Annotated in this window: 17 protein-coding genes; 5 read left to right on the top strand and 12 right to left on the bottom strand. The window is 61.0% G+C overall.

Annotated elements, in window-relative coordinates; translation table 11 throughout:
• The first annotated feature begins 515 nt into the window (after nucleotides 1–515).
• Nucleotides 516–3,287 (top strand): Rne/Rng family ribonuclease, encoded by a 2,772-nt coding sequence (locus R3E82_04765; protein MEZ5550179.1) that lies wholly within the window; start codon nucleotides 516–518, stop codon nucleotides 3,285–3,287.
• Between the two features lie 33 nt (nucleotides 3,288–3,320).
• Here R3E82_04765 and murB read toward each other — a convergent pair whose 3' ends face one another.
• Together murB and R3E82_04755 are read right to left on the bottom strand one after the other, a co-directional pair.
• Complete coding sequence (murB, locus tag R3E82_04760; protein MEZ5550178.1) at nucleotides 3,321–4,370, bottom strand: UDP-N-acetylmuramate dehydrogenase; 1,050 nt, start codon at nucleotides 4,368–4,370, stop codon at nucleotides 3,321–3,323.
• The gene (locus R3E82_04755; protein ID MEZ5550177.1) at nucleotides 4,367–4,930 is read right to left on the bottom strand and encodes an alpha-ketoglutarate-dependent dioxygenase AlkB; all 564 of its coding nucleotides are present in this window, start codon (nucleotides 4,928–4,930) and stop codon (nucleotides 4,367–4,369) included. The genes murB and R3E82_04755 overlap by 4 nt, the downstream gene beginning before the upstream one ends.
• Before the next feature lie 23 nt (nucleotides 4,931–4,953).
• Here R3E82_04755 and R3E82_04750 point away from each other — a divergent pair, with 23 nt between their 5' ends.
• A complete protein-coding gene (locus R3E82_04750) occupies nucleotides 4,954–5,724 on the top strand; it encodes a 3-hydroxyacyl-CoA dehydrogenase (protein ID MEZ5550176.1) in 771 nt (256 codons plus the stop codon).
• On the opposite strand, the gene kdsB is transcribed toward R3E82_04750, so the two are convergent.
• From kdsB to clpB, 8 genes are all read right to left on the bottom strand, one after another.
• Complete coding sequence (gene kdsB / locus R3E82_04745) at nucleotides 5,721–6,509, bottom strand: 3-deoxy-manno-octulosonate cytidylyltransferase (GenBank protein MEZ5550175.1); 789 nt, start codon at nucleotides 6,507–6,509, stop codon at nucleotides 5,721–5,723. The genes R3E82_04750 and kdsB overlap by 4 nt on opposite strands.
• Entirely contained in the window at nucleotides 6,506–9,397 is a 2,892-nt protein-coding gene (msbA, locus tag R3E82_04740) for a lipid A export permease/ATP-binding protein MsbA (protein ID MEZ5550174.1), read from the bottom strand. The genes kdsB and msbA overlap by 4 nt, the downstream gene beginning before the upstream one ends.
• Nucleotides 9,394–9,819, bottom strand: coding sequence for a biopolymer transporter ExbD (locus tag R3E82_04735; GenBank protein MEZ5550173.1), 426 nt, complete (start codon nucleotides 9,817–9,819; stop codon nucleotides 9,394–9,396). Before R3E82_04735 ends, msbA begins: the two co-directional genes overlap by 4 nt.
• Nucleotides 9,816–10,439, bottom strand: a complete 624-nt coding sequence (locus tag R3E82_04730; protein MEZ5550172.1) for a MotA/TolQ/ExbB proton channel family protein — start codon at nucleotides 10,437–10,439, stop codon at nucleotides 9,816–9,818. Before R3E82_04730 ends, R3E82_04735 begins: the two co-directional genes overlap by 4 nt.
• A gap of 175 nt (nucleotides 10,440–10,614) precedes the next feature.
• Complete coding sequence (locus R3E82_04725; protein MEZ5550171.1) at nucleotides 10,615–11,781, bottom strand: DSD1 family PLP-dependent enzyme; 1,167 nt, start codon at nucleotides 11,779–11,781, stop codon at nucleotides 10,615–10,617.
• Nucleotide 11,782: 1 nt separating this feature from the next.
• Nucleotides 11,783–12,619 carry a UTP--glucose-1-phosphate uridylyltransferase GalU gene (gene galU, locus R3E82_04720; protein MEZ5550170.1) on the bottom strand — a complete coding sequence of 279 codons (837 nt, stop codon included), beginning with the start codon at nucleotides 12,617–12,619 and terminating at the stop codon, nucleotides 11,783–11,785.
• Nucleotides 12,620–12,754: 135 nt separating this feature from the next.
• Complete coding sequence (locus tag R3E82_04715; protein MEZ5550169.1) at nucleotides 12,755–13,087, bottom strand: hypothetical protein; 333 nt, start codon at nucleotides 13,085–13,087, stop codon at nucleotides 12,755–12,757.
• A gap of 129 nt (nucleotides 13,088–13,216) precedes the next feature.
• The gene (clpB, locus tag R3E82_04710) at nucleotides 13,217–15,814 is read right to left on the bottom strand and encodes an ATP-dependent chaperone ClpB (protein ID MEZ5550168.1); all 2,598 of its coding nucleotides are present in this window, start codon (nucleotides 15,812–15,814) and stop codon (nucleotides 13,217–13,219) included.
• A 117-nt stretch (nucleotides 15,815–15,931) separates the two neighbouring features.
• On the opposite strand from clpB, the gene R3E82_04705 reads away from it, so the two are divergent.
• On the top strand, nucleotides 15,932–16,678 hold the full coding sequence (locus R3E82_04705; GenBank protein ID MEZ5550167.1) for a PilZ domain-containing protein: 747 nt from the start codon (nucleotides 15,932–15,934) through the stop codon (nucleotides 16,676–16,678).
• Nucleotides 16,675–17,196: a DUF2244 domain-containing protein gene (locus R3E82_04700; GenBank protein ID MEZ5550166.1), complete on the top strand. Its 522-nt coding sequence runs from the start codon at nucleotides 16,675–16,677 to the stop codon at nucleotides 17,194–17,196. Before R3E82_04705 ends, R3E82_04700 begins: the two co-directional genes overlap by 4 nt.
• On the opposite strand, the gene R3E82_04695 is transcribed toward R3E82_04700, so the two are convergent.
• Nucleotides 17,142–19,529, bottom strand: coding sequence for a DNA internalization-related competence protein ComEC/Rec2 (locus tag R3E82_04695; GenBank protein MEZ5550165.1), 2,388 nt, complete (start codon nucleotides 19,527–19,529; stop codon nucleotides 17,142–17,144). The genes R3E82_04700 and R3E82_04695 overlap by 55 nt on opposite strands.
• A gap of 114 nt (nucleotides 19,530–19,643) precedes the next feature.
• On the opposite strand from R3E82_04695, the gene R3E82_04690 reads away from it, so the two are divergent.
• Complete coding sequence (locus R3E82_04690) at nucleotides 19,644–20,195, top strand: DUF2062 domain-containing protein (protein ID MEZ5550164.1); 552 nt, start codon at nucleotides 19,644–19,646, stop codon at nucleotides 20,193–20,195.
• A gap of 13 nt (nucleotides 20,196–20,208) precedes the next feature.
• On the opposite strand, the gene R3E82_04685 is transcribed toward R3E82_04690, so the two are convergent.
• A complete protein-coding gene (locus tag R3E82_04685; protein ID MEZ5550163.1) occupies nucleotides 20,209–21,408 on the bottom strand; it encodes an FtsX-like permease family protein in 1,200 nt (399 codons plus the stop codon).
• Nucleotides 21,409–21,427: the final 19 nt, after the last annotated feature.

Genomic DNA, 21,427 nt, shown 5'->3' with positions numbered 1-21,427 from the left:
CACTCAGCAGGTAGTCAGAGCGCTGTAACTTGAAATCGCTCCTATCCTCCAAGAGAGTCTCTCACGGCCAGCCTTATAGAATCGATTTGTGAGTTAAGCCGACAGTTTGGCCAGATGCAATTCGAAACTGACAGCGCCCATCGAGCTGTCAGTCGTTCGGAAAATTACCCGCAGCGATGGCCCCGATCCGTCATCATTATCAGATCGGAAGCCGTTTTTAAAAAAATCGCCCACGGTGATCACACCGACTTCGAATTGTCGACAGGCGCCGCTGTGTACCTCGCGCGTGAAACATGCGACAGGTGCACAGTGCCAGCGGACCATCCGCGCAACGAGAATATCCGGCTCTGCAGGCCACCGGTGCCTGCAGACCCCGGCGGTCTTCCGGTTCTTCCGGATATCGCCTAGCCTCGAGCAGTCTGACACTCGCGTCAGGCTTTGGTGCGTCCTGCCTTCATCTGGTCATCCTGACAGCCTTCACATTGCTGCCAGGCAGCAGATCAGGAATACACCAAATGAAAAGAATGCTCATCAACGCCCGTCAGGCAGAAGAAGTTCGAGTCGCCCTTGTCGACGGTCAGAAACTCTACGACCTCGACATGGAAAACATCGGCCGGGAGCAGAAAAAGGCCAGCATCTATAAGGCCCGGATCACCCGGGTCGAACCCAGTCTCGAAGCCGCCTTCGTCGATTTCGGTGCCGATCGGCACGGTTTTCTGCCATTGAAGGAAATCTCCCGCGACTATTTCAAGCAGAAACCTGGCGAGGGCTCCCGCCTGCTCATCTCCGAATTGATCAGCGAAGGCCAGGAACTGGTGGTGCAGGTCGACAAGGAAGAGCGCGGCACCAAGGGCGCTGCCCTGACCACGTTCATCAGCCTTGCCGGCCGCTACATGGTGCTGATGCCCAACAACCCCAGGGCCGGCGGCATCTCCAGACGGATCGAAGGCGAAGAGCGGGACGAACTGCGGGAGGCGATGAGCCAGCTCACCATTCCCCAGGGTACCGGTGTAATCATCCGCACCGCCGGTATCGGGCGCAGCAGCGAGGAACTGCAGTGGGACCTCGACTACCTGTTGCAGCTCTGGGATGCCATCAGGCGTGCAGGCGAGCAGGAGCGCGCACCGAAGCTCCTCTACCAGGAAAACAGCGTGATTCTCCGCGCCATCCGCGACAACCTGCGCAAAGACATCGGCGAGGTTCTGATCGACGGCGCAGACGCTTATGAGGAGGCGAGCTCCTTCATCGACCAGGTGATGCCGAACTACAAGGATAAGGTGAAGTTCTATCAGGACCCTATTCCGCTGTTCAGTCGCTACCAGATCGAATCCCAGATCGAGACGGCCTTCCAGCACACTGTGAGACTGCCATCCGGCGGCAGCATCGTGATCGATCCCACCGAGGCCCTGGTCTCCATCGACATCAACTCCGCACGGGCGACCAAGGGTGCAGACATCGAAGAAACTGCGCTGAACACCAATCTCGAAGCTGCTGAAGAAATCGCCCGGCAGCTGCGCCTGCGGGATGTGGGTGGGCTGATCGTGATCGATTTTATCGACATGGGCTCGGTGAAGAACCAGCGCGCGGTGGAAAACAAGATGAGAGAGGCGCTCGATGCAGATCGAGCCAGAACTCAGCTCGGTCGGATTTCCCGATTCGGCCTGCTGGAAATGTCCCGTCAGCGGCTGCGACCTTCGCTTGAGGAACTCACCACAGAGCTTTGTCCCCGCTGCGGCGGTCAGGGGCGCATCCGCGACACACGCTCCCTGGCACTGGCCATCCTGCGTATCCTGGAAGAGGAAAGCCTGAAGGAGCGCAGCTCCATCATCCGGGCGCTGGTCCCCCTGCCGGTGGCCGCCTATCTGCTCAACGAAAAACGTCAGGATGTCGCCGAGATCGAGCGACGCACGAAAACTCATGTGGTCATCGTGCCGAACGTCAACATGGAAACCCCGCAATTCGAAGTACAGCGGCTGCGCGATGACCACTCTGAAGAAGACGCGGAAGTACCGAGCTATGAACTGACAGAGACACTGCAGCAGCCGGAAGAAGTTCAGATTCATGAACCAACTGCGCGCAACGGCGACGTCGCTGTAGTGCAGCCGCTGAAACGCACCGCACACTCTCCCGCACCCGCTGAGCCCGAATCGCAGGCCGCGGCACCGGCGACCACACCGCCTGCAGATGCCGCACCCGGCAAGCTGCGCCGTTTCCTTCGCTCACTGTTCAGCGAGCAGCCGGCTGTGGTAACCACGGCAACACCGCCACCGGAACGCGCACGACCCGCCCCCCGCGGCGAACGTGCAGAAAGAAGCAGTAAGGTTGCAGACACCAACCGCAGATCCGAGCGCAATTCTGAACGAGGGCAGAGATCGTCAGGTGGCAGTGCGGATTCGCGACGCGGAGAAGGTCGGCCGAAGCGGCCCCGTCGTTCGGACAACGACGCAGAGAGCAGTACCGCAAACACTCGGGAGCAGAAACCCGAGACCCGCCGGTCGCGCGGTGAAGGCCGCGGTGAGAACCGCGGTGAAGGCCGCGGCGAGAACCGCGGTGAGGGCCGCGGCGAGAACCGCAGCGAAGAGACACGCGGTAGACGTCCGAAAAACGCCCGGGCCGAAAGTGCCAGCCCGAAACGCGATACCGACAGTGATGCCAGGCCGCAGGTCGAAGAAGTGACTGGCGTCGAGCTGCTCGAACAGCGTCAACCCTCGCAGGAAGACATTTCGCGCAGCCGGCGGCGACCCAGGCGCGACCGGGCAAGCCTGGATAAGGCAGAGTCCGACGGAAACCGTTCTTCCGCTGCGGCGGCTCCAGCACCTGCCGCGGCCGCTGTCGCGGCTGCTGCGTCAGCAGCGGCCGACGCAACTGCCGAAGTCGCGACTGAAATCCCGACTGATGTCGTAAGTGAGGCTGCAGATACAAAACCGTCCGCAGCTTCGCCGACACCGGCAACCACTGCGGATGCTGGCACAGCTGCCGACGAAGAAAAGGGTCAGACCGCAGCAACAGTGCCTGATGTTCCGAAGGAACAGCCGGCACAGGCGCAGCGGCCCGTGGAGGACCCGACGAACGCCAGCACGACATCCGTATCTGTGGAAGCGGCTCCCGCTGAATCCGAACCTGTGGCCGCAACTCCTGCCGCGCCTGCAACGGCACCGGCAGGGCAATCGGAAGAGGCGCCAAAAGCACCTGGCAAACCCGCCCGGGCGTACAACGATCCCCGGGAAGTCCGTAAACGGGAACGACAGGCCAAGCTTCAGGCTGAAGGGGTACTGCCAAACCGCTAGAGATCCTCCGAACAGGAATCGACGCCTCAGCGCTCAGCTAAAACCAATGAGATCCGGCTCGATTTCGAGCCGGAGACCGAAACGCTCCTCCACGGCCTGCTGAATCGAACGGGCATAGGCCAGCACGGCTGTGCCATCGGCGCGGCCGGGATTGGTAAGCACGAGAGGCTGTCGGTGCCACACCCTTACAGGTCCACCCGAGCGCATCTTGAACCCACACAGGTCAATCAGTTGAGCGGCGGCGAGCTTTATCCCGGTGGCTGTGTGATTGCCGAGGAGTTCCGGATGGTCGACGCGCAGCGCCCGGTAGCTGTCTGCACTGACGATCGGATTTTTGAAAAAGCTGCCCGCATTCGGCACGCTGCGGGCATCCGGCAACTTGCGCCGCCTTACCCGGATGACGGCCTCTGCAACCGCAACCGCGTCCGGACGGGAAATTCCCATTGCCAGCAGCTCCCGCTGCACATCCGGATACCCGGTTTCGAGTGCGGGAGTCTGCTGTTGAACATCTGAATGTCGAGTACTGTGCCCCGAAGCAGGAAGGCTTTCCACCAGTCGCAATGTGACGCTGGTGATCAGGAAACGGCCGGGCTGGTGTTTGAACAGGCTGTCCCTGTAGCCGAATTCACACTCCGCAACACCGAGCGTAACAGCAGAACCCGTCGACAGATCCACCGCTTCCAGCCGTGTGAGCACCCGGGACAATTCCACCCCGTAGGCACCGATATTCTGCACCGGCGCAGCACCCACGGATCCGGGAATCAGCGCCAGATTTTCGAGGCCACGAAGTCCCTGACCGAGCGTCCAGCGCACCAGTTCATGCCAGCTCTCTCCGGCAGCTGCCTCGACCTCGACCGCACCTGATACGCCGCGCCGTCTGATTCCGCGACTGCGGATCAGCAGCACGGGGCGTTCGATGCAGGGAGCAAGCAGCACATTGCTGCCTCCTCCGAGAATCAGCACCCGTGTGCGGTCGATGCCGCGGAGAAGCTCAAGGAGCGCCTGAGTGGAGCGAACTTCATGGACCGTGTCTGCTTCACTCGACACAGCCAGGGTGTTGGCACTGCGCAGTGAAACACTCATCGAATGACGCGAAAGCTCAGACTGACACGCTCTGCGACGGGTTTACGGGTCTTCGGCAGACTGTGCCGGCTGCAGCGATCCAGCACCAGCACTGAGCCATGCTCGAGCTCCAGCCGGTGGGAAGCTGCACCGGCTGCTCCCTCTATCAGAAACCGACGGGCTGAGCCGAGACTCAGGGTTGCGACCTTCGCACCCGCCATCGGCTCATCATCCCGATGCCAGCCCATGTAGTCTGCGCCATCGCGATAGCGATTGATCAGCAGGAAGTCCGGGGTCTGTCCGAGCAGCGCTCCGATCCTCGGCACCAGCCACATCAGCTCTTCAGGCCAGCCAGTGGCACGGTGGGTGATGCCCGAATATCTGTAACTCACACCTTTCGCACCACAATGGCTTACGAGCCTGGGTACAACGACCCGACGGCCAAACATCCGGATCGTCTCCTCGTACCAGTCACAGCTGTGAAGCAGCCAGTCGAGGAGTCTGTCTGCCACGTCAGCTGGCAGGAAGTCCGGAACGTAGTGCCATTGCGCATGCGCTATAATCGCCGGCTTATTTTTCACGTCGAACCCGCAGGAGATGCTTCATGGATCTGAAAAACAAAGTCGCCGTTATCACCGGCGGGGCCTCAGGCCTCGGTAGAGCGACCGCTGAGATGGTAATCCAGCAGGGTGGCAAAGTCGCCCTGTTCGATCTCAACACCGAGCTGGCGAAAAAGACCGCGGCTGAACTGGGCGCCAGTGCAGCACCTTTTACCGTCAACGTCACCGAGGAAGACTCCGTGCAGGATGCTGTAAACGGTGTGATGGAGAAATTCGGGGCGATCCACATCAACGTCAACTGTGCGGGAATCGGTGCCGCTTCACGGACCCTGGGAAAAGACGGCGCGATGCCCCTGAAGATGTTCAACTTCGTAATCCAGGTGAATCTCATCGGCACCTTCAACACACTGCGCCTGTGTGCTGTTCATATGCAGAAGAACGAACCCGCGACCGAAGATGGCGAGCGGGGTGTGATCATCAACACCGCCTCCGTCGCCGCTTTTGACGGTCAGATCGGTCAGGCCGCGTACTCTGCAAGCAAGGCTGGGGTTGCCGGCATGACCCTGCCGATCGCGCGTGATCTGTCCCGTTCGGGAATTAGAGTCTGCACGATTGCACCGGGCATATTCGAAACGCCCATGATGGCGGGCGCCCCGGCTCAGGTACGTGATCCGCTCATCGACATGGTGCAGTTTCCAAAGCGGCTGGGGAATGCGCCTGAATACGCACTGCTGGCCCGCCAGATCATCGAGAATCCCTACCTGAACGGAGAGACCATTCGTCTCGATGGCGCGATCCGCATGGCGCCGCGTTAAGAGGAAACGAAGCGGCCGCGCACCCGTGCCAGGTCTTCCGGCGTATCCACACCGCCCGGCACGGGCTCTTCCGCCTCTTCGACCCCTATTGCCATTCCGGCTTCCAGCATCCGTAACTGCTCCAGTGATTCCAGAGTTTCCAGCGTCCCCGCCGGCAGGCTGACGAATCGTCGCAGCGCGGCGATCCGGAACGCGTAGACGCCGATATGGCGCAGCCAGATGCCTGGTTCGAGTGGAGTCCCGACGGCGCGGGTGGGATTGCCCGCGCGCAACACGTCCGCAAAATCCAGCCGCCGCCAGGGAATCGGGGCACGGGAGAAGTACAGTGCGCGGTGCCCGGCATCCCGGACAACCTTGACCACATTCGGATTGAACAGCAGACCGCTGTCGGTAAACGATTCACACAGCGTGGCACAGGCCAGGTCAGGCTGCCGCTGCAGAAGACGGGCCACCTGTTCGATCACACTTACGGGGATCAGTGGTTCATCCCCCTGCACGTTCACCAGGATGTCGTCGTCTGCCCAGCCCAGCCGCTGAGCCACCTCCATGACACGATCGGAACCTGACGCGTGATCGTCTCGGGTGAGCACCGCGTTCAGACCGGCTGCGGCAACCGCCTCGATTATCCTCTGGTCATCCGTGGCAACCACCACCGAAGCGGCACTCGATTTCTGCGCCTGTTGCGCAACCCGCACGATCATCGGATACCCGGCGATGTCCGCCAGAGGTTTTCCCGGCAGACGCTGCGAAGCGAATCGTGCAGGAATCACCACATGAAATTTCACTTCTGCAGTATTCCATGTCCGTTCAGGAGTGCTCTCAGGGCAGCTTCGCCTGCCCCCCCGGATCCATCTTCGATACTGACATCGATCTCGAGATAGAACAGATTTTCGGGAAGGTGAGACAGTTCTCTGAGCTTGGTCGCGTCTTTCTCCGTGCAGATGATGGGATAGTCGTTGTCGAATTCGAGTTCCGAACCATCGAATCTGTGATGGTCTGCATAGGCGGTGAGCAGCGGATCCAGCCCCAGTTCCAGAAGCGTCTGAGCAAATCGAGCCGGGTTTCCTACCCCTGCAAGCGCATTCACGACGGTATGTCGCTGCAGGAACTCCTCGCAGGCAACAGCGCCACCTTGCGGTGCCACCTGCACGAAGCGCAGCGCAAGCACCTGCATGAGCAGCTCTGAGTCATGCAGGCCCGATCTGCGGCCATTACTCACCACCCAGTCCACGGACTGCAGCCGGCGGACCGGCTCCCGCAGGGGGCCGGCCGGTAATGACAGACCATTGCCGACCCCCCGGTAGCCATCGACAATGGCGATCTCGACATCCCGTGCCAGCGCATAGTGCTGCAGGCCGTCGTCGGCGACGACGATGTCACAGCCGGATTCCGTCAGCAGGGACTTCGCGGCCGCGACACGATCAGCACAGACGTACACGGGGGCACCGGTTCGCGCCGCCAGCAACGGCGCTTCATCACCCGCCTCGGCAGCTGCCGTGGTCGAAGTCACCAGCAGCGGACCTTTTGCCGACCCACCGTAGCCACGCGAAACAATGCCCGGGGTAAATCCCATGTCCCGCAGCTGGTTCACCAGCCAGATGGTAAAAGGCGTTTTCCCTGTGCCTCCGGCGGTGATGTTACCGACGACGATAACGGGAACCGGAGCGCGCCAGCGTTCCCGTTTCCCGGTGAGATAGCGCATACGTCGACGGCTGGCCAGCCGCTGAAAAAGCCAGGCTGCCGGTCGCAGGAGGTGGGGCCAGCGCGACTGGGAGTACCAGGCGCGTACCAGAGGTGAGAAGCGTGGTTCGAATTCCGGCAGCCGGGTGATCCGGCGCCTCTCTGGTGGCTCTGCGGCAGGCGAACTCCTGTCTTTCGCAGCGGTAACCGCTTCGTCTTCGAATTGCGCGTTGTAGAGTTCGGCGTAGAGGCCTTTCTGTTCCAGCAACCGGGCGTGGGGGCCCACTTCCACGATCCGCCCGTCCTGCATCACCAGAATCACGTCGGCTTTCTCAATCGTCGACAGCCGGTGGGCAATCACCAGTGTGGTTCGACCACGCATGACTTCGTCCAGAGCCGCCTGAATATATCTTTCCGAAGTATTGTCGAGAGCGGATGTTGCTTCATCGAGGATCAGCACCGGGGCATCCTTGAGCAGCGCCCGGGCGATGGCTACCCGCTGCCGCTGTCCGCCGGAAAGCAGTACACCGTTGTCACCGACAACTGTCTGCAGCCCCTCAGGCAGATCCTCGACGAAGTTGTCCGCGTGAGCACGGCGTACCGCCTCGGAAATCTCCGATTCGCTGGCACCGGCCAGGCCGCCATAGGCTATGTTGTTCAGCAGTGTGTCATTGAAGAGCGTCACCTGCTGGGTGACTAGAGCGATCTGCCTGCGCAGAGAGGACAGGGTGTAATCCTGGACAGGCCGGCCATCGAGCAGTATCTGGCCATGCTGGGGCTCGTAGAAGCGCGGGATCAGGCTCGCCAGCGTGGACTTACCGCTCCCCGATCGACCCACCAGGGCCACGGTCTGCCCCGGTTCGATCATCACGTTGAGATCGCGCAGCACGGGTCCTTTGCTGTTCTGATAGGCGAAACTCACATTGCGGAACTCGATGCGGCCCTGCACCCGGTCCGCCTCATAACTGCCACGGTCGGATTCGGGAGTCTGATCGAGCTGTCCGAAGACATCCCGTGCCGCTGCCAGTCCACGCTGCAGCCTGGCGTTCACCTCGGTCAGCTTCTTGATCGGATTCGCCAGCAGACCAGCCAGACCCAGGAAAGTCACCACCTCGCCGGTACTGAGATGGCCGCCGATGTTGGGCTGGAAGAGCAATGCAATCAGCAGTGAAAGCGCGACTGCTATGAAGATCTGAATGACCTGGGTGCTGGTCACCTTGGTTGCCACCATCTTCAGATTCTGTCGCCGGTTATAGTGGCTGGATCGGTGGAACCGGTCCTTTTCATAGGCTTCGCCTCCGAAGATCCTCACTACCCGATAGCCGGTTACCGTCTCGGAGGCGACATGAGTGACATCCCCCATGGAATTCTGGATCCTCGTGGAGATGCGACGGAATCTGCGACTCGCATAGGCCACCACCACGGCGACTATGGGTGCCGTTGCCGCGAATATCAGTGTGAGCTTCCAGCTCAGATACAGCATGGCTCCGAAATACACGATCAGCTTGCCACCATCCTGGACGATGGATTTCAGCGCTTCAGTGCCGGTGTCGCGCAGTTGAGCAACATTGAACGTAATACGGGAGACCAGATGGCCCTGGGAACTGGCATCGAAGAATGCGCTGGGCAGCTGCAGAAACTGATCGAAAAGCTGGGTGCGCAGAGTGTGCACGACGTTGAAGGAAATCCGACTCAGCAGCAGTTCACCGATGATGTCACCGATACCCCGGCCCAGCGCCGCTACGAACATCATCATGGGTATGAGCATCGCCGTTGTCGGCCAGCTGTCGATGAGATCGCCGAACATCTTTACAAAATAGGCTTCCGCCGCATTGCCCATCTGGAATCCGATGACTGCGATGAGGAAGATGAACCAGTCGGGTTTCACGTATCCCAGCAGGCGCTTGTAGGTCTGCCAGGTTTCCCTGGGAGTGGGGTCGATCAGCGCAGGATCCTGCGCCTCGGAGGTCTCCTGCTTGTCCGCTTCGATCACTCTTCTGCTGGTTGCTGAGTAGTGATACTGATTCGGCTGATACCAACCTTGCCGGCGGCGTCCATCGCACGAACCACAGCCTGATGCGTCGCATTTGCATCCGCAGTCACGATGAGCCGGGAAGAGCTGCCGGAGTGATGCTTCTGCGCATCCTCCAGTGCTCTGATGAGCGTGCGGATGTCGTTGTTCACAAGCAGTCGATCATTGACCGCATAGTCACCCAGGCGATCCACTGTGATCTCGATGACATCATCTTCGATCTCCTGAAGCTCACCGGCGGCTTCCGGCAGATCAATTTTCAACTGGGTTTCGCGGATAAACGTGGTAGATACCATGAAAAAAATGAGCAGCAGGAACACCACGTCGATCAGCGGTGTCAGTTCGACAGTCGCTTCCTGCCGCCCTCGCCGCGCAAATTTCACAGGCGTGGTTCCTCACCCTGTTCACCCTGCAGCATCTCCACCAGCTTGCCAGCCTCCTGCTCCATGGTCACCATCAGTTCATCGATGCGCCGGAGAAAAAAGCGATGGAACATCAGCGCAGGAATAGCGACAGAAAGGCCGGCGGCTGTGGTGATCAGAGCCTGGGAGATCCCGCCTGCCAGAACATTGGCGTTTCCGGCACCCTCGAGCATCAGTGCGGTAAAAACTTTGATCATGCCGACCACCGTTCCCAGCAGACCGAGCAGTGGTGAGATGGAAGCGATGATACCCAGCGATGTCAGATACCGTTCCAGATCGTGGCCTACCTGACTGGCGGCCTCCACCATGGCCTCCTTCATCACGTCCCTGCCGCGCCTGGCATTGCCAACCCCCGCTGCCAGAATCTGACCCAGCGGGCTGTTTGCCCTGAGTTCACGAAGCTTCTGGGAGTCCAGACCTTCGCTGCGTACTGCGCTCCAGATCTGAGCAAGCAGATTCTTAGGGGTGATACGGGAACGCTGCAGCGTCCACAGACGCTCAACGCTGATGGCGGCCGCAACGATACTGCACAACAGAATCGGCACCATCAGCCAGCCACCGGACTGCACGATCTCAAGCACTAAAAAATCTCCATCTTCTTTAAGTACGATGCGTTCGAGTACGATTCGGCGCTGCGTCTTCTCTCCAACCCGCTGTGGCAGCGGGCCTTCGGTTCAGGATCGACATCCAGTCGATCTGCCTTTGCTGTGTCCCCTGCATCCGCATGCGGAATCCGCAGATAAACCGCACCTGCGCCTACCAGGAACAGCCCCGGGCCGCGACAGGCCACTGGGCGTGCACCATACCATCGCGATGCACCCAGTAGGCATCGTACAGATTGACAGTCGGATCACAATGGGGGGTCACAAATCGTTGCACGCTGCCCAGCAGCGGCTGCTGAGTGCCTTTCTCGAGCAGCAGTATGCCATGCTCGTCACCACCGAACCGGAAGCGGGCTCCGGCCAGATCCATGGGTTCAGGATTAACCGAATCAGAGGCAAATGCCTTGAACCCGCCATCCACAGTAATCGCTGTCGGCAGCGGCTGACTGATGGCGGAAGAAGCCACCGACAGTGCCACTTCGAAATCGTCGAAGCGCTCGCTCTCCGCCCCGCCGATCAGAAGGTATTCCTGATCCATGAAGATATAGCTGCCCACCTGCAGATCGGTTATCACCTCCACATCACTGTCGATGTTGTAGGTGCCGGTGCCCGCGCCGGTAACCACCTCGCAGGGAAAACCTTCCCGGGTCAGCAGCGCTACCGATCCGGCAACGGACTCCCAGAGTGTGAGGGATCGTTCCCGGCGGGCCGCATAGCCTTCGATATGCATCACCTGACCGGCGTAGTGCTGTATTCCCCGGAATCTGGTCCTGGGGTCGTCGCTGATCCTCGTCGCCAGTTCGAGCATCCGAGCCTCGGAGCGGGTACCCGTCCGACCCATGCTGACATCGACGTCGATCAGCACGCCGAGCTGTGCCTGTGCAGGTAACGCATCCAGCAGTACATCCAGGCCGTCATTTGAATCCACAACGATATCCACGCGTGCTCTGCGAGCAAGGTCGGCAATCAGTTCCGCCTTCTGTGCCGAGACGATCGGTGAGGTGATCAGCACATCACTGATACCCGCGTGAACGAGTACGGCCGCTTCCGAGACCTTCGCAGCGCAGACACCCACAGCACCTGCCGCCATCTGACGGGCGGAAATCAGCGGGCATTTGTGGGTCTTCGCATGGGGCCGGAAACCCTTGTTCCTGCCGTTGAGATAGCGGGCCATTTTCGAGACATTGCGTTCGAAACGCGCCTCATCTAGCAGCAGCGCGGGTGTCGGCAGAGCGTCAATCGGAATCGGAGTATCAAGCACTCTGGCCCGGGTGGGCCGAGCGAGGATGTCAGCCAGAGCGATGTCCTGGGCAGATTGCAAACTAACAGCCTTTTCCGTACTTGCGCTGATAGAAATAGTTGGTGGCGTCAACGAAACCGCCCACCGAACCGCAGTCAAAACGCCGCCCCTTGAACTTGTATGCGATTACGCACCCCTGCTTCGCCTGGGTAAGCAGTGCATCGGTAATCTGCAATTCGCCATTCTTACCTGGCTGGGTGCTGGCGAGAATGTCGAAGATGTCCGGTGTGAGAATGTAACGGCCAATGATCGCCAGATTGCTGGGCGCTTTGTCAGGTGCCGGTTTCTCGACCATATCCGTGACCCGGAACAGCCGATCACTCATTGCCTCACCGGCAATCACCCCGTAGGACTGAGTCTGATCAGCAGGGACTTCTTCAATGGCCACGATGCTGCAGCGGAACTGATTATAGAGTCCGACCATCTGCCGGAGTACGCCATCATCAGGGCCCGGTCCCAGGCAGAGGTCGTCTGCCAGTACCACGCCGAAAGCCTCGTCGCCGACGAGCGTCCGACCTTTGAGAACCGCATCACCCAGACCACTCATGTTGATCTGCCGGGTGTAGGAGAAGGTGCAGGCGTTGATGAGATCCCGGATACCATCCAGGGCCTTTTCCTTGCCGGTCCCGGCGATCTGGTGCTCGAGCTCGTAGCTCACGTCGAAATGATCTTCGATGGCGCGCTTGCCACGACCGGTGACGAAGCCGATTTCTGTCAGGCCCGCCTGTACCGCTTCTTCGACGCCATACTGCACAAGCGGCTTGTCGAGAATCGGGAGCATCTCCTTCGGCATGGCCTTGGTTGCCGGGAGGAACCGGGTGCCATAGCCGGCAACCGGGAAAAGGCATTTTTTGATCATGGGCATGTGGTTCAGCTTTCGACCTGCGAATCCTAATGATGTGGCCAGTGGGCGCCAGCGAAGGGATCGCAAATTGAACACGTTTCACGGGACAGCGACAAGTTGACTGCAGGCCGCTGACATGGACCAGCGGGCTCAGTTAGGGGGCCGGGACTCCGTGAGCATGGCCTTGAGGTGATGGCAGATGGCCTGCCCGGTACGGGTCTGTTCGTCCCGCTGGTTCCTGAGACGGCGCATCCGCCGCGCGAGACGCCGGGCTTCCAGCAGGTGGCCGTTTTCCGCCTGGGCATTGTCTGTGCGCCTGCGCGATCCGGTTTTCACCGAGCCTGGAGCCGGAGTTGCCGCCGGAATTACCGCCATCAGGGGATCATCGAACAGGGGGAGCGAGGATTGCCGTTTCCCGTCCGGGTTCCCGTTTGGCTTCCTGTCCATGCGGGTGCCGGTCGGATCAGCCGGCTTGTCAGTCATGGTGACCATTTGCGCCAGTCTAGCACTACTGTATATACATACAATAGCTGGTTTAAGACGGTGCGGGCGGCCGCGGCTTCAGCTGCAGGCCTGCCGGAGCCGCCCGGTCCCGGGTGATCGCGATGCCTTTCAGCGTGCCGCACTGGCCAGCTGCGCCCTGTCAAAGCGGAAGGCACCATCTTCCCAGCTCACTTCCACCGCACACCCCGGCGGGAATTCACCTGCCAGTATCTTCTGGGCCAGCGGATTCTCGATGCGCTTCTGCAGGACACGCTTTAACGGACGCGCGCCGTACACGGGGTCGTACCCTTCGTCCACCAGTTTGCCGACCGCCTCGGTTGTCAGGGTGATTTCGATGTCCTGATCCGCCAGCCGCTTCTGCAGAATGTCGAACTGCAGCTTCGCGATCTCCGCCACCTGCGCCCGGTCGAGGGGATGGAAGACAACGATGTCGTCGACCCGGTTAATGAACTCAGGACGGAAATGCTGACCCACGATCCCCAGTACGGTGTCTTTGATGCGCTCCTGGTGACCCTGCTCGGTGAGGGACTGGATGGCCTCGGAGCCCAGGTTTGATGTCATCACCAGCACGCAGTTGCGGAAGTCCACGGTGCGGCCGTGGCCATCGGTCAGGCGACCGTCATCGAGTACCTGCAGCAGGATATTGAAAACATCCGGATGCGCCTTCTCAATCTCATCGAGCAGGATGAGTGAGTAAGGCTTACGACGGATCCGCTCGGTCAGGTAACCGCCCTCCTCATACCCCACATAACCGGGTGGTGCACCAATGAGCCTTGCTACCGAGTGCTTTTCCATGAATTCAGACATGTCGATGCGGATCAGTGCTTCTTCGGAATCGAAGAGCACCTGTGAGAGCGCTTTGCACAGCTCAGTTTTGCCAACCCCGGTGGGGCCAAGAAACATGAACGAACCATTGGGACGGTTGGGATCCGACAGTCCTGCCCGGGAGCGACGCACAGCGTCAGCGACGCTGCCCACTGCCTCCTCCTGGCCCACCACACGCTGATGCAGTTCCGCTTCAAGACGCAGCAGTTTCTCCCGCTCACCTTCGAGCAGTTTGCTGATCGGTATCCCCGTCCATTTCGACACCACCTCGCCGATTTCTTCCTCGGTGACGCTGTTTCTCAGCAGTGTGCGGGTGGTATCGCTGTCCGCAGCGGAGGCCGCGGCCAGGTGCTTCTCCAGTTCCGGGATGCGACCGTACTGAAGTTCTGACATCCGGGTCAGGTCCCCGGCACGCCGGGCAGTTTCGAACTCCAGCCTTGCAGCATCGAGCTCTTCCTTGAGTTCCTGGGAACCCCGCAGAGTGGCCTTTTCAGCCTGCCAGATCTCGTCGAGGTCCGCGTACTCCTTCTCCAGCGCCGCAATTGCCGCATGGAGATCCTCCAGACGCTTGCGGCTGGCATCATCCGCCTCCTGCTTGAGCGCTTCGGCTTCCATCTTGTACTGGATCAGCCGGCGCTCGAGACGATCCATTGCCTCTGGTTTGGAGTCCATTTCCATACGGATCCGACTGGCCGCCTCATCGATCAGGTCGATCGCCTTGTCAGGCAGCTGGCGATCCGTAATGTAGCGATGCGACAGGCGTGCGGCGGCGATAATGGCCGGATCCGTGATATCCACACCATGGTGGATTTCATAGCGTTCTTTCAAACCCCGCAGAATGGCGACCGTATCCTCCAGGGTCGGCTCATCCACCTGAATTTTCTGGAAGCGCCGCTCCAGCGCAGCGTCTTTTTCAATGTACTGACGGTATTCATCGAGGGTGGTAGCGCCAACGCAGTGCAGCTCCCCCCGGGCGAGGGCCGGTTTCAGCATGTTACCGGCATCCATGGAACCCTCGGCTTTGCCCGCACCGACCATGGTATGCAGCTCGTCGATGAAGAGGATCACGTTGCCTTCCTGTTTGGCGAGTTCGCTGAGCACCGCTTTCAGACGCTCTTCGAATTCACCGCGGAACTTCGCACCGGCAATCAGTGCCCCCATATCGAGGCTCAGTACCCGCTTGTTCTTCAGTCCTTCCGGCACCTCGCCGTTGAGGATCCGCTGGGCGAGGCCTTCGACAATGGCCGTTTTGCCTACCCCGGGCTCACCGATGAGCACCGGGTTGTTCTTAGTGCGACGCTGCAGTACCTGAATCGTGCGACGGATTTCATCGTCACGGCCGATCACCGGGTCCAGTTTGCCCTGCTCCGCTCTCTCGGTGAGATCGATGGTGTAGGTGTCGAGCGCTTCGCGCTTCTCCTCCGCGTTCGGGTCAGACACCGGGCTTCCGTCTCTGGACATCTCTATCGCCTCCTTGAGCGCCTGTTCGGTAACGCCATGGCGCTTGAGCAGCGCGCCGATCTTTGAATCGGACAGCAGCGCGAGCAGCACCTGCTCGGAGGAAATATAGCTGTCACCCGCTTTCTGAGCACTGCGGTCGGCCAGATTGAGCACCTTTGCGAGTTCCGGCGAAGCGCCGATCTCACCCGTCGGCGAACTCAGTGTGGCCAGACTGGAAAGCAGGTCCTGAACCGCTCTGGCGATGGCGTCCGTATCACCGCCCGCCTTGGATAACAAAAGCCCGGCAGTGCCTGGCTTCTGCTCCATCATGGCGGCCAGAAGGTGGACGGGCTCCAGCGCGGTATGATCCCGCCCGAGAGCAAGTGACTGGGCCTCGGCCAGGGCCTGCTGCAGCCGACCCGTCATCTTGTCGAATCGCATGAGACTACCTCTGTATCCTGATGCGCTCTAAAATGCGGCCATCTTCCGGGATTTCAATGCTCGATTGACCGGCAGCAGCTAAGTAAAGTTACCTATCGGCCGCCAATTGAAGGAATCATGGAGCAGAGAAAGCACCCAAGGATTCAACTCCCGCTGCTGGTCGAACTGCAGCACCCGGCGGTTGGCCACTGCCGCTGCGTCGCACGGGACATATCGGAAGGCGGTGTTTATCTGCAGTTCCGCGACGAGCGGATCGGTCCAGGCGCAAAACTGAAGCTCAGAGTACTCAATCCTAACAGCGTGGACGCATCACCTACCCCCACCGTCGAACTCGAGGTCCGCAGGATCGACGAGCAGGGTATGGGGCTGGAATTTCTGAACCGGACCGGCCGTCATCTCTGGCAGAGTGTGGGGCGTCTGCGCTCCGAACTCGAGGTCGGCCGGGACTACTATCAGGTACATGTGAGCGCCCTGGCTGTAAATCCCAGGGGTGAACTGCTGCTGGTGCAGCAGCATGGCAAGTGGTCATTCCCAGGCCTGTATCTCACCGTCGGGCAACCCTGGCGGGTCGCGCTGGAAGACCAGCTGGCTCACCTCTTTGCACTGAAACTCAATCGAATCGAAGAACTCCTCGGTTTCGAAACCGATGCCACCTCAGACCTTCCGGAAGCAGCCGTGGCCAGGCTCTATGCCCTGGTGACCGTCGACGACAGCAGGTTCCGCAAACCGGCCGAAGGCCGGATCCGCGCCTGTCGCTGGATCAACCGGCGACGGGACATCGAAGACTCGACCTTCGTCGACGACCAGGTGCGCAACCTGGCAGGCCAGGCGCTGGAGTGGTCCCGGCTCCAGGGTGCAGAATGATCAGCTGCCGGTTTGACGACCAGATCCATACCGGCACCATTGTGCTGCAGCCCAACCGTTCCTGGAGCTGGAGAGCCAATTCCTGGTTTGTCTGCACGCTTATGGTGGTTTCTCTCACGGTCGCAGTCACCTTCGGCTTCAAGGGCATCTGGGTCATTCTGCCCTTCACCGTGCTCGAAATGAGCGTGCTGCTCGCCTGCCTCTACTACTGTGTGCGGCGCACCCACACAACCGAAGTTCTGACTCTCACCGACCGGGAACTGATCTACGAGAGCGGCATCCGCGCCCCTACCCAGCGCAGGACCTTCGACCGTTACTTCGCCCGGTTTCAGGTGACGGCGTCGCGGCATCCCTGGTATGGCAAGCGCATCTCGCTGCGTTGCCGGAAGGAACGGCTGGAAGTCGGTCGTTTTCTGAACGCGGAGGAAAAGGACGACCTGGTGCGGCACCTGCGCGCCACCATTCACCGGCTGGATGACGCGCGCGCAGTCGCAGTCAGTACCGGCGCCCGCCAGTAGGCAGGCTCCTCGATCCGCAGCTGGCGCACCTGCCCCGGCCTTGCACTCGACCAGCTCAATGCGCCACTCCAACCCGTCACATATACCTTCGCGCCTGCCGCCTGATAGCGCGACACCACGTCGGGGTGCGGATGCCCGAAGCGGCTGCGCCGGGGTGCACTGACAAACACGATCACTGGAGTAAGACCGGTAACCCAGGACGGGGAAGACGAACTGCGGCTGCCATGGTGAGGGGCCATCAGAAGATCCACCGGACCCAGCCCACGGGAAAGCAGACGCGACTCCACACGCCGGGAGATGTCACCTGCCAGAATGGCCCGCCGTTTTCCGCCCTGAATCAGCAGCACGCAGGAGCGATCATTGTTACTCAGGCCCGATTCCGATCCCGGATGCAGGAAGGCGAAATCGACACCGTCCCATCGCCAGGACACAGCGGCGCTGCACAGCGCCGCTGTACCGACCATGCTCTGCCCCACACCGCGCGCCGCACCGTCGTTTTCCAGGGGAAATGAGGCCCAGACCGTTTGCACAGGGAGAGCACTCAGAATCGCCTCGAGACCACCGCTGTGATCCGTATCTGCATGGCTCACCACCAGTCCATCCAGTCCGGCAACGCCCAGACGCGCCAGGCCGGGGACCACGGCGACCTCACCGAGATTGAACCCTCCGTTGAAGACGGGGCCGGTGTCGAAAAGCAGATTGTGGTGGTTCGTCTGCACCAGAATGGCACTGCCCTGGCCGACATCGAATGCGGTGATTCTGAACGTCCCCCGCTCCGGATGTGCCGGCGCCTGTGCCAGCCAGATAAGCCAGGCCGCCCCGATCACCGGCAGCCAGCGCCGCGGCAGGCTGCACAGCATGAGCAGGGTCGCAGACAGGGGCACCAGCACGGACCATCCCGGCGGTGGCACCGCCTGCAGCGCGGGAACCCCGGCAGCCAGCGCCGCGATGCGATCCGTCACCATGAGAAGCCTGTCGGTCAGCCACAGCAACAGGGCTGCCGGCTGCCCGAGCCAGAATGCGAGCAGCGCAGCGGCCAGCAGTCCGGGCAGTACCAGCAGAGAGATCAATGGCACCACCAGAAGATTCACAAAAGCGGCGGTCACCGGGATGGATCCCTGAAAAAGTGCCAGGGCCGGAGAAAGCCCCATGCAGAGTACCAGTTGCGCTGTGATGAGTTGCGCTGTCCGGAACTGCTTTCCCGACTGCCGTGTACTGAAGTACAGCAGCAGGGCGGCAACCGCGATAAAGGACAGCCAGAATCCCTGCTGATGCACGACCAGGGGCTGGCTGACCAGGACCACGAGAATGACCAGGCCGAAGACACCCGGCAGCGATAGCCGGCGACTGCCCGCCATGCCGGAAAGCAGCACGGCGCTGAACAGCCACGCCCGCCTGGCGGGCACTGCGGCACCGGTGAGCAGGACGTAGATGCCGCTGAGCAGGAGCCCGAAGGGAATCGCCAGGCGCCGAACACCGATACGTCGGGTCAGGACAGGCAGTCCCCGCATGAGTATCAGCCCCAGCCAGAACCCGGCACCGGTCACGATGCCGACATGGAGCCCGGACACCACCACCACGTGAATCAGACCGCTGTCCCGCAGACGCTGCCACTGATCGGCTGCGATGCCCGAATCGTCGCCCAGCAGCAGTGCGCGGACGAGACCCTGCTGGGAGAGGGGCTGCCCGGCCAGCCAGGCTTCCAGCAGCGCCCTCAGGCGGAAGAATGAAGGGGGTTCGGCGCCCTCCACCAGATCGCCCGATTTCACATAACCGGTCCCGTGCAGACCCTGTCCGAGCAACCAGCGCTCGTAGTCGAATCCACCCGGATTGCGATAACTCCACCCCGGGCGCAGTTTTCCTTCCACCCGCCAGATCTGGCCAGCTGCGAGCGGCGGCGCCGAGTACCAGGTGAGCCGCACCCGCGGCTGCCCCAGACCGGCGCAGGCGGGTCCACCGGATATTTCACTCGCCGTGGCCAGAAACCGCAGGTTTCGACCCCGTTCCGTGACACCGAGTACTTCAGGCGCGGATTCGACCGCGAGCGTGAAAGTACGGAAGTCTGCATCCGCACAATCCGGCAGACGCCGGTCCAGGTCCATCTGCAGCAGCACAGCGCCGTACCCGTAGCCGGCGAGAAAACACAGCGGCGCAGCACGCCGCACCCATCGGCCGGCTCCGGGATACAGACGGGTAAGGCAGTAACTCAGCACCACACCTGACAGCAGAATGAGCGGCAGACTGAAAGCCGCTGAATTTCCCTGATGCGGGAGCGCCGTGGGCAGAACCAGGACACAGATTCCGGCGGCCACCGCATAGAGCAGACAAAGCATGGCTCAACGACGACAGACTGTGCCCGGACGACGCTCCCGAGTAACCGGCCGGATGACCCGGACCCACCCGCGGCCACGCTGCGACACAATGGTCCAACCGTGCATAATCCACTCATGCCGAAAGCGTTTTTACGAAAGTACCTGCCCAGTGCACGGGACGTCAGTGCCAATCCAGCCCTGCGACCCGTAAGCCGCTGGCTTAAAAATCCCGAAATCTGGCACCTGCATCGCCGCTCGGTCGCCGGCGCTGCGTTCATCGGTTTGTTCTGCGCGTTCCTGCCGATGCCATTCCAGATGCTCGTCGCGGCGCTGCTGGCGATTTTCTCACGCTGCAATCTGCCGCTGTCGGTGGCACTGGTGTGGATCACCAATCCCATCACGATCCCGCCGATGTTCTATTTCTCTTATCGTCTCGGCGCCTGGTTGCTGGATCGCGAGGTGGAGGTCAGCGGCATTCACCTGGACTGGGCCTGGCTCAGCGCAAATCTGGGCAACATCGGCTATCCGTTGCTGTTCGGCTCACTGGTATGCGGCTGGGTAGCCGGAGTGACCGGCTTCGTGCTGGTACGGGTGGGCTGGCGCTTTCATGTGATCGCGCGCTGGCGGGAACGCAAGGAGCGAAGGATAGCCGCACGACTGGCGAAACAGGGTCAGGACGGCGTCTGATCCATCCGGCGAGTCAGGCGTGCAGTCCTTCCACCGGATTCAGGCGGGCTGCTCGACGCGCCGGCAGCCACGCGGATATCAGAGACAGAGTCCAGGAAAGCACCCCTATCGTCAGCAGATCATCGAGTCGGACCAGGGAAGGTACTTCCACGAAATAAGTACCATCGAGCAGACCGAAATCGAACCAGGCTTTCATCAGCGCCACGATCTCTGAAATCTGACTCGCTGTAAGCACTCCGAGGATCAGGCCGAGCAGTATTCCGACGCTGGACACCAGCAGCCCCTGCAGCAGAAAGGCCAGACCGATCGTCTTTGCCGAGGCCCCCATGGTTCGCAGTATGGCGATATCGGCGCGTTTGTCCGTCACCACCATCATCTGTCCGGAGACGATATTGAATGCCGCAACCGCAACTACCATCAGCAGGATGAGAAACATCAGCAGTTTCTCGAGGCGCACGGCCTGAAACAGCTCGCCATAGGAGTCTGCCCAGCTCTGCACCCGCCATTCGGGCTGCAGGGTACGGATCTGTTCTGCCACGCCTTCGGCAAGCAGCGGATTGGAGATGGTCAGGCGCACGCCCGACTGTCCCGCAGCACCCAGCCCCATGGCCGCGATGTCGTCCAGCGCCACCACCGCCAGGGAGTAATCCAGTTCAGCGCCGATCTCGAACGTGGCCGTAAGCTCGAAGCGATGCAGACTCGGACGCGGTCCGGACGCTTCCGGCGACGTCAGGATCACCGCGACCGCATCTCCCGGCAGCAATCCCAGGTGGCCGGCCAGCGGTGCGCCGAGGGCGATACCTCGACCTTCGCCGGAGAGATCTGCCAGCGATCCGTCGATCATGTGCTCGCGTAACACCGCGAGCGCCGCCTGAGCCTGAGGGTCTATGGCGTAAACTGAGATGGGATTCACCGCACCACCCCGGGTCACCATGCCGGCGGTGACGAAGAAGTCATACAGATCCGCTACTTCCGGCATTGACCGGACCTGCTCGAGGCGTGCATCCGTGGTCGCCACATCCTCGATGAGCACCTGGGGCACCACACCGAGAATCCGGCTCTTCAATTCGGCATCGAAACCGTTCATTACACTGACGACCACGGTGAGCACCAGAACGCCAAGGCACATCCCCGCCACCGAGACCCAGGTGATCAGGGCGGCAAACTTGCGCTTACGCGATTTCAGATAGCGTGCAGCCAGACTGACGGCCACTGAATCGATCCGGGTACCA

The organism is Pseudomonadales bacterium (genome assembly GCA_041395945.1).
Lineage (GTDB): Bacteria > Pseudomonadota > Gammaproteobacteria > Pseudomonadales > Azotimanducaceae > SZUA-309.
This window is presented reverse-complemented; position numbering and strand designations above follow the sequence as displayed.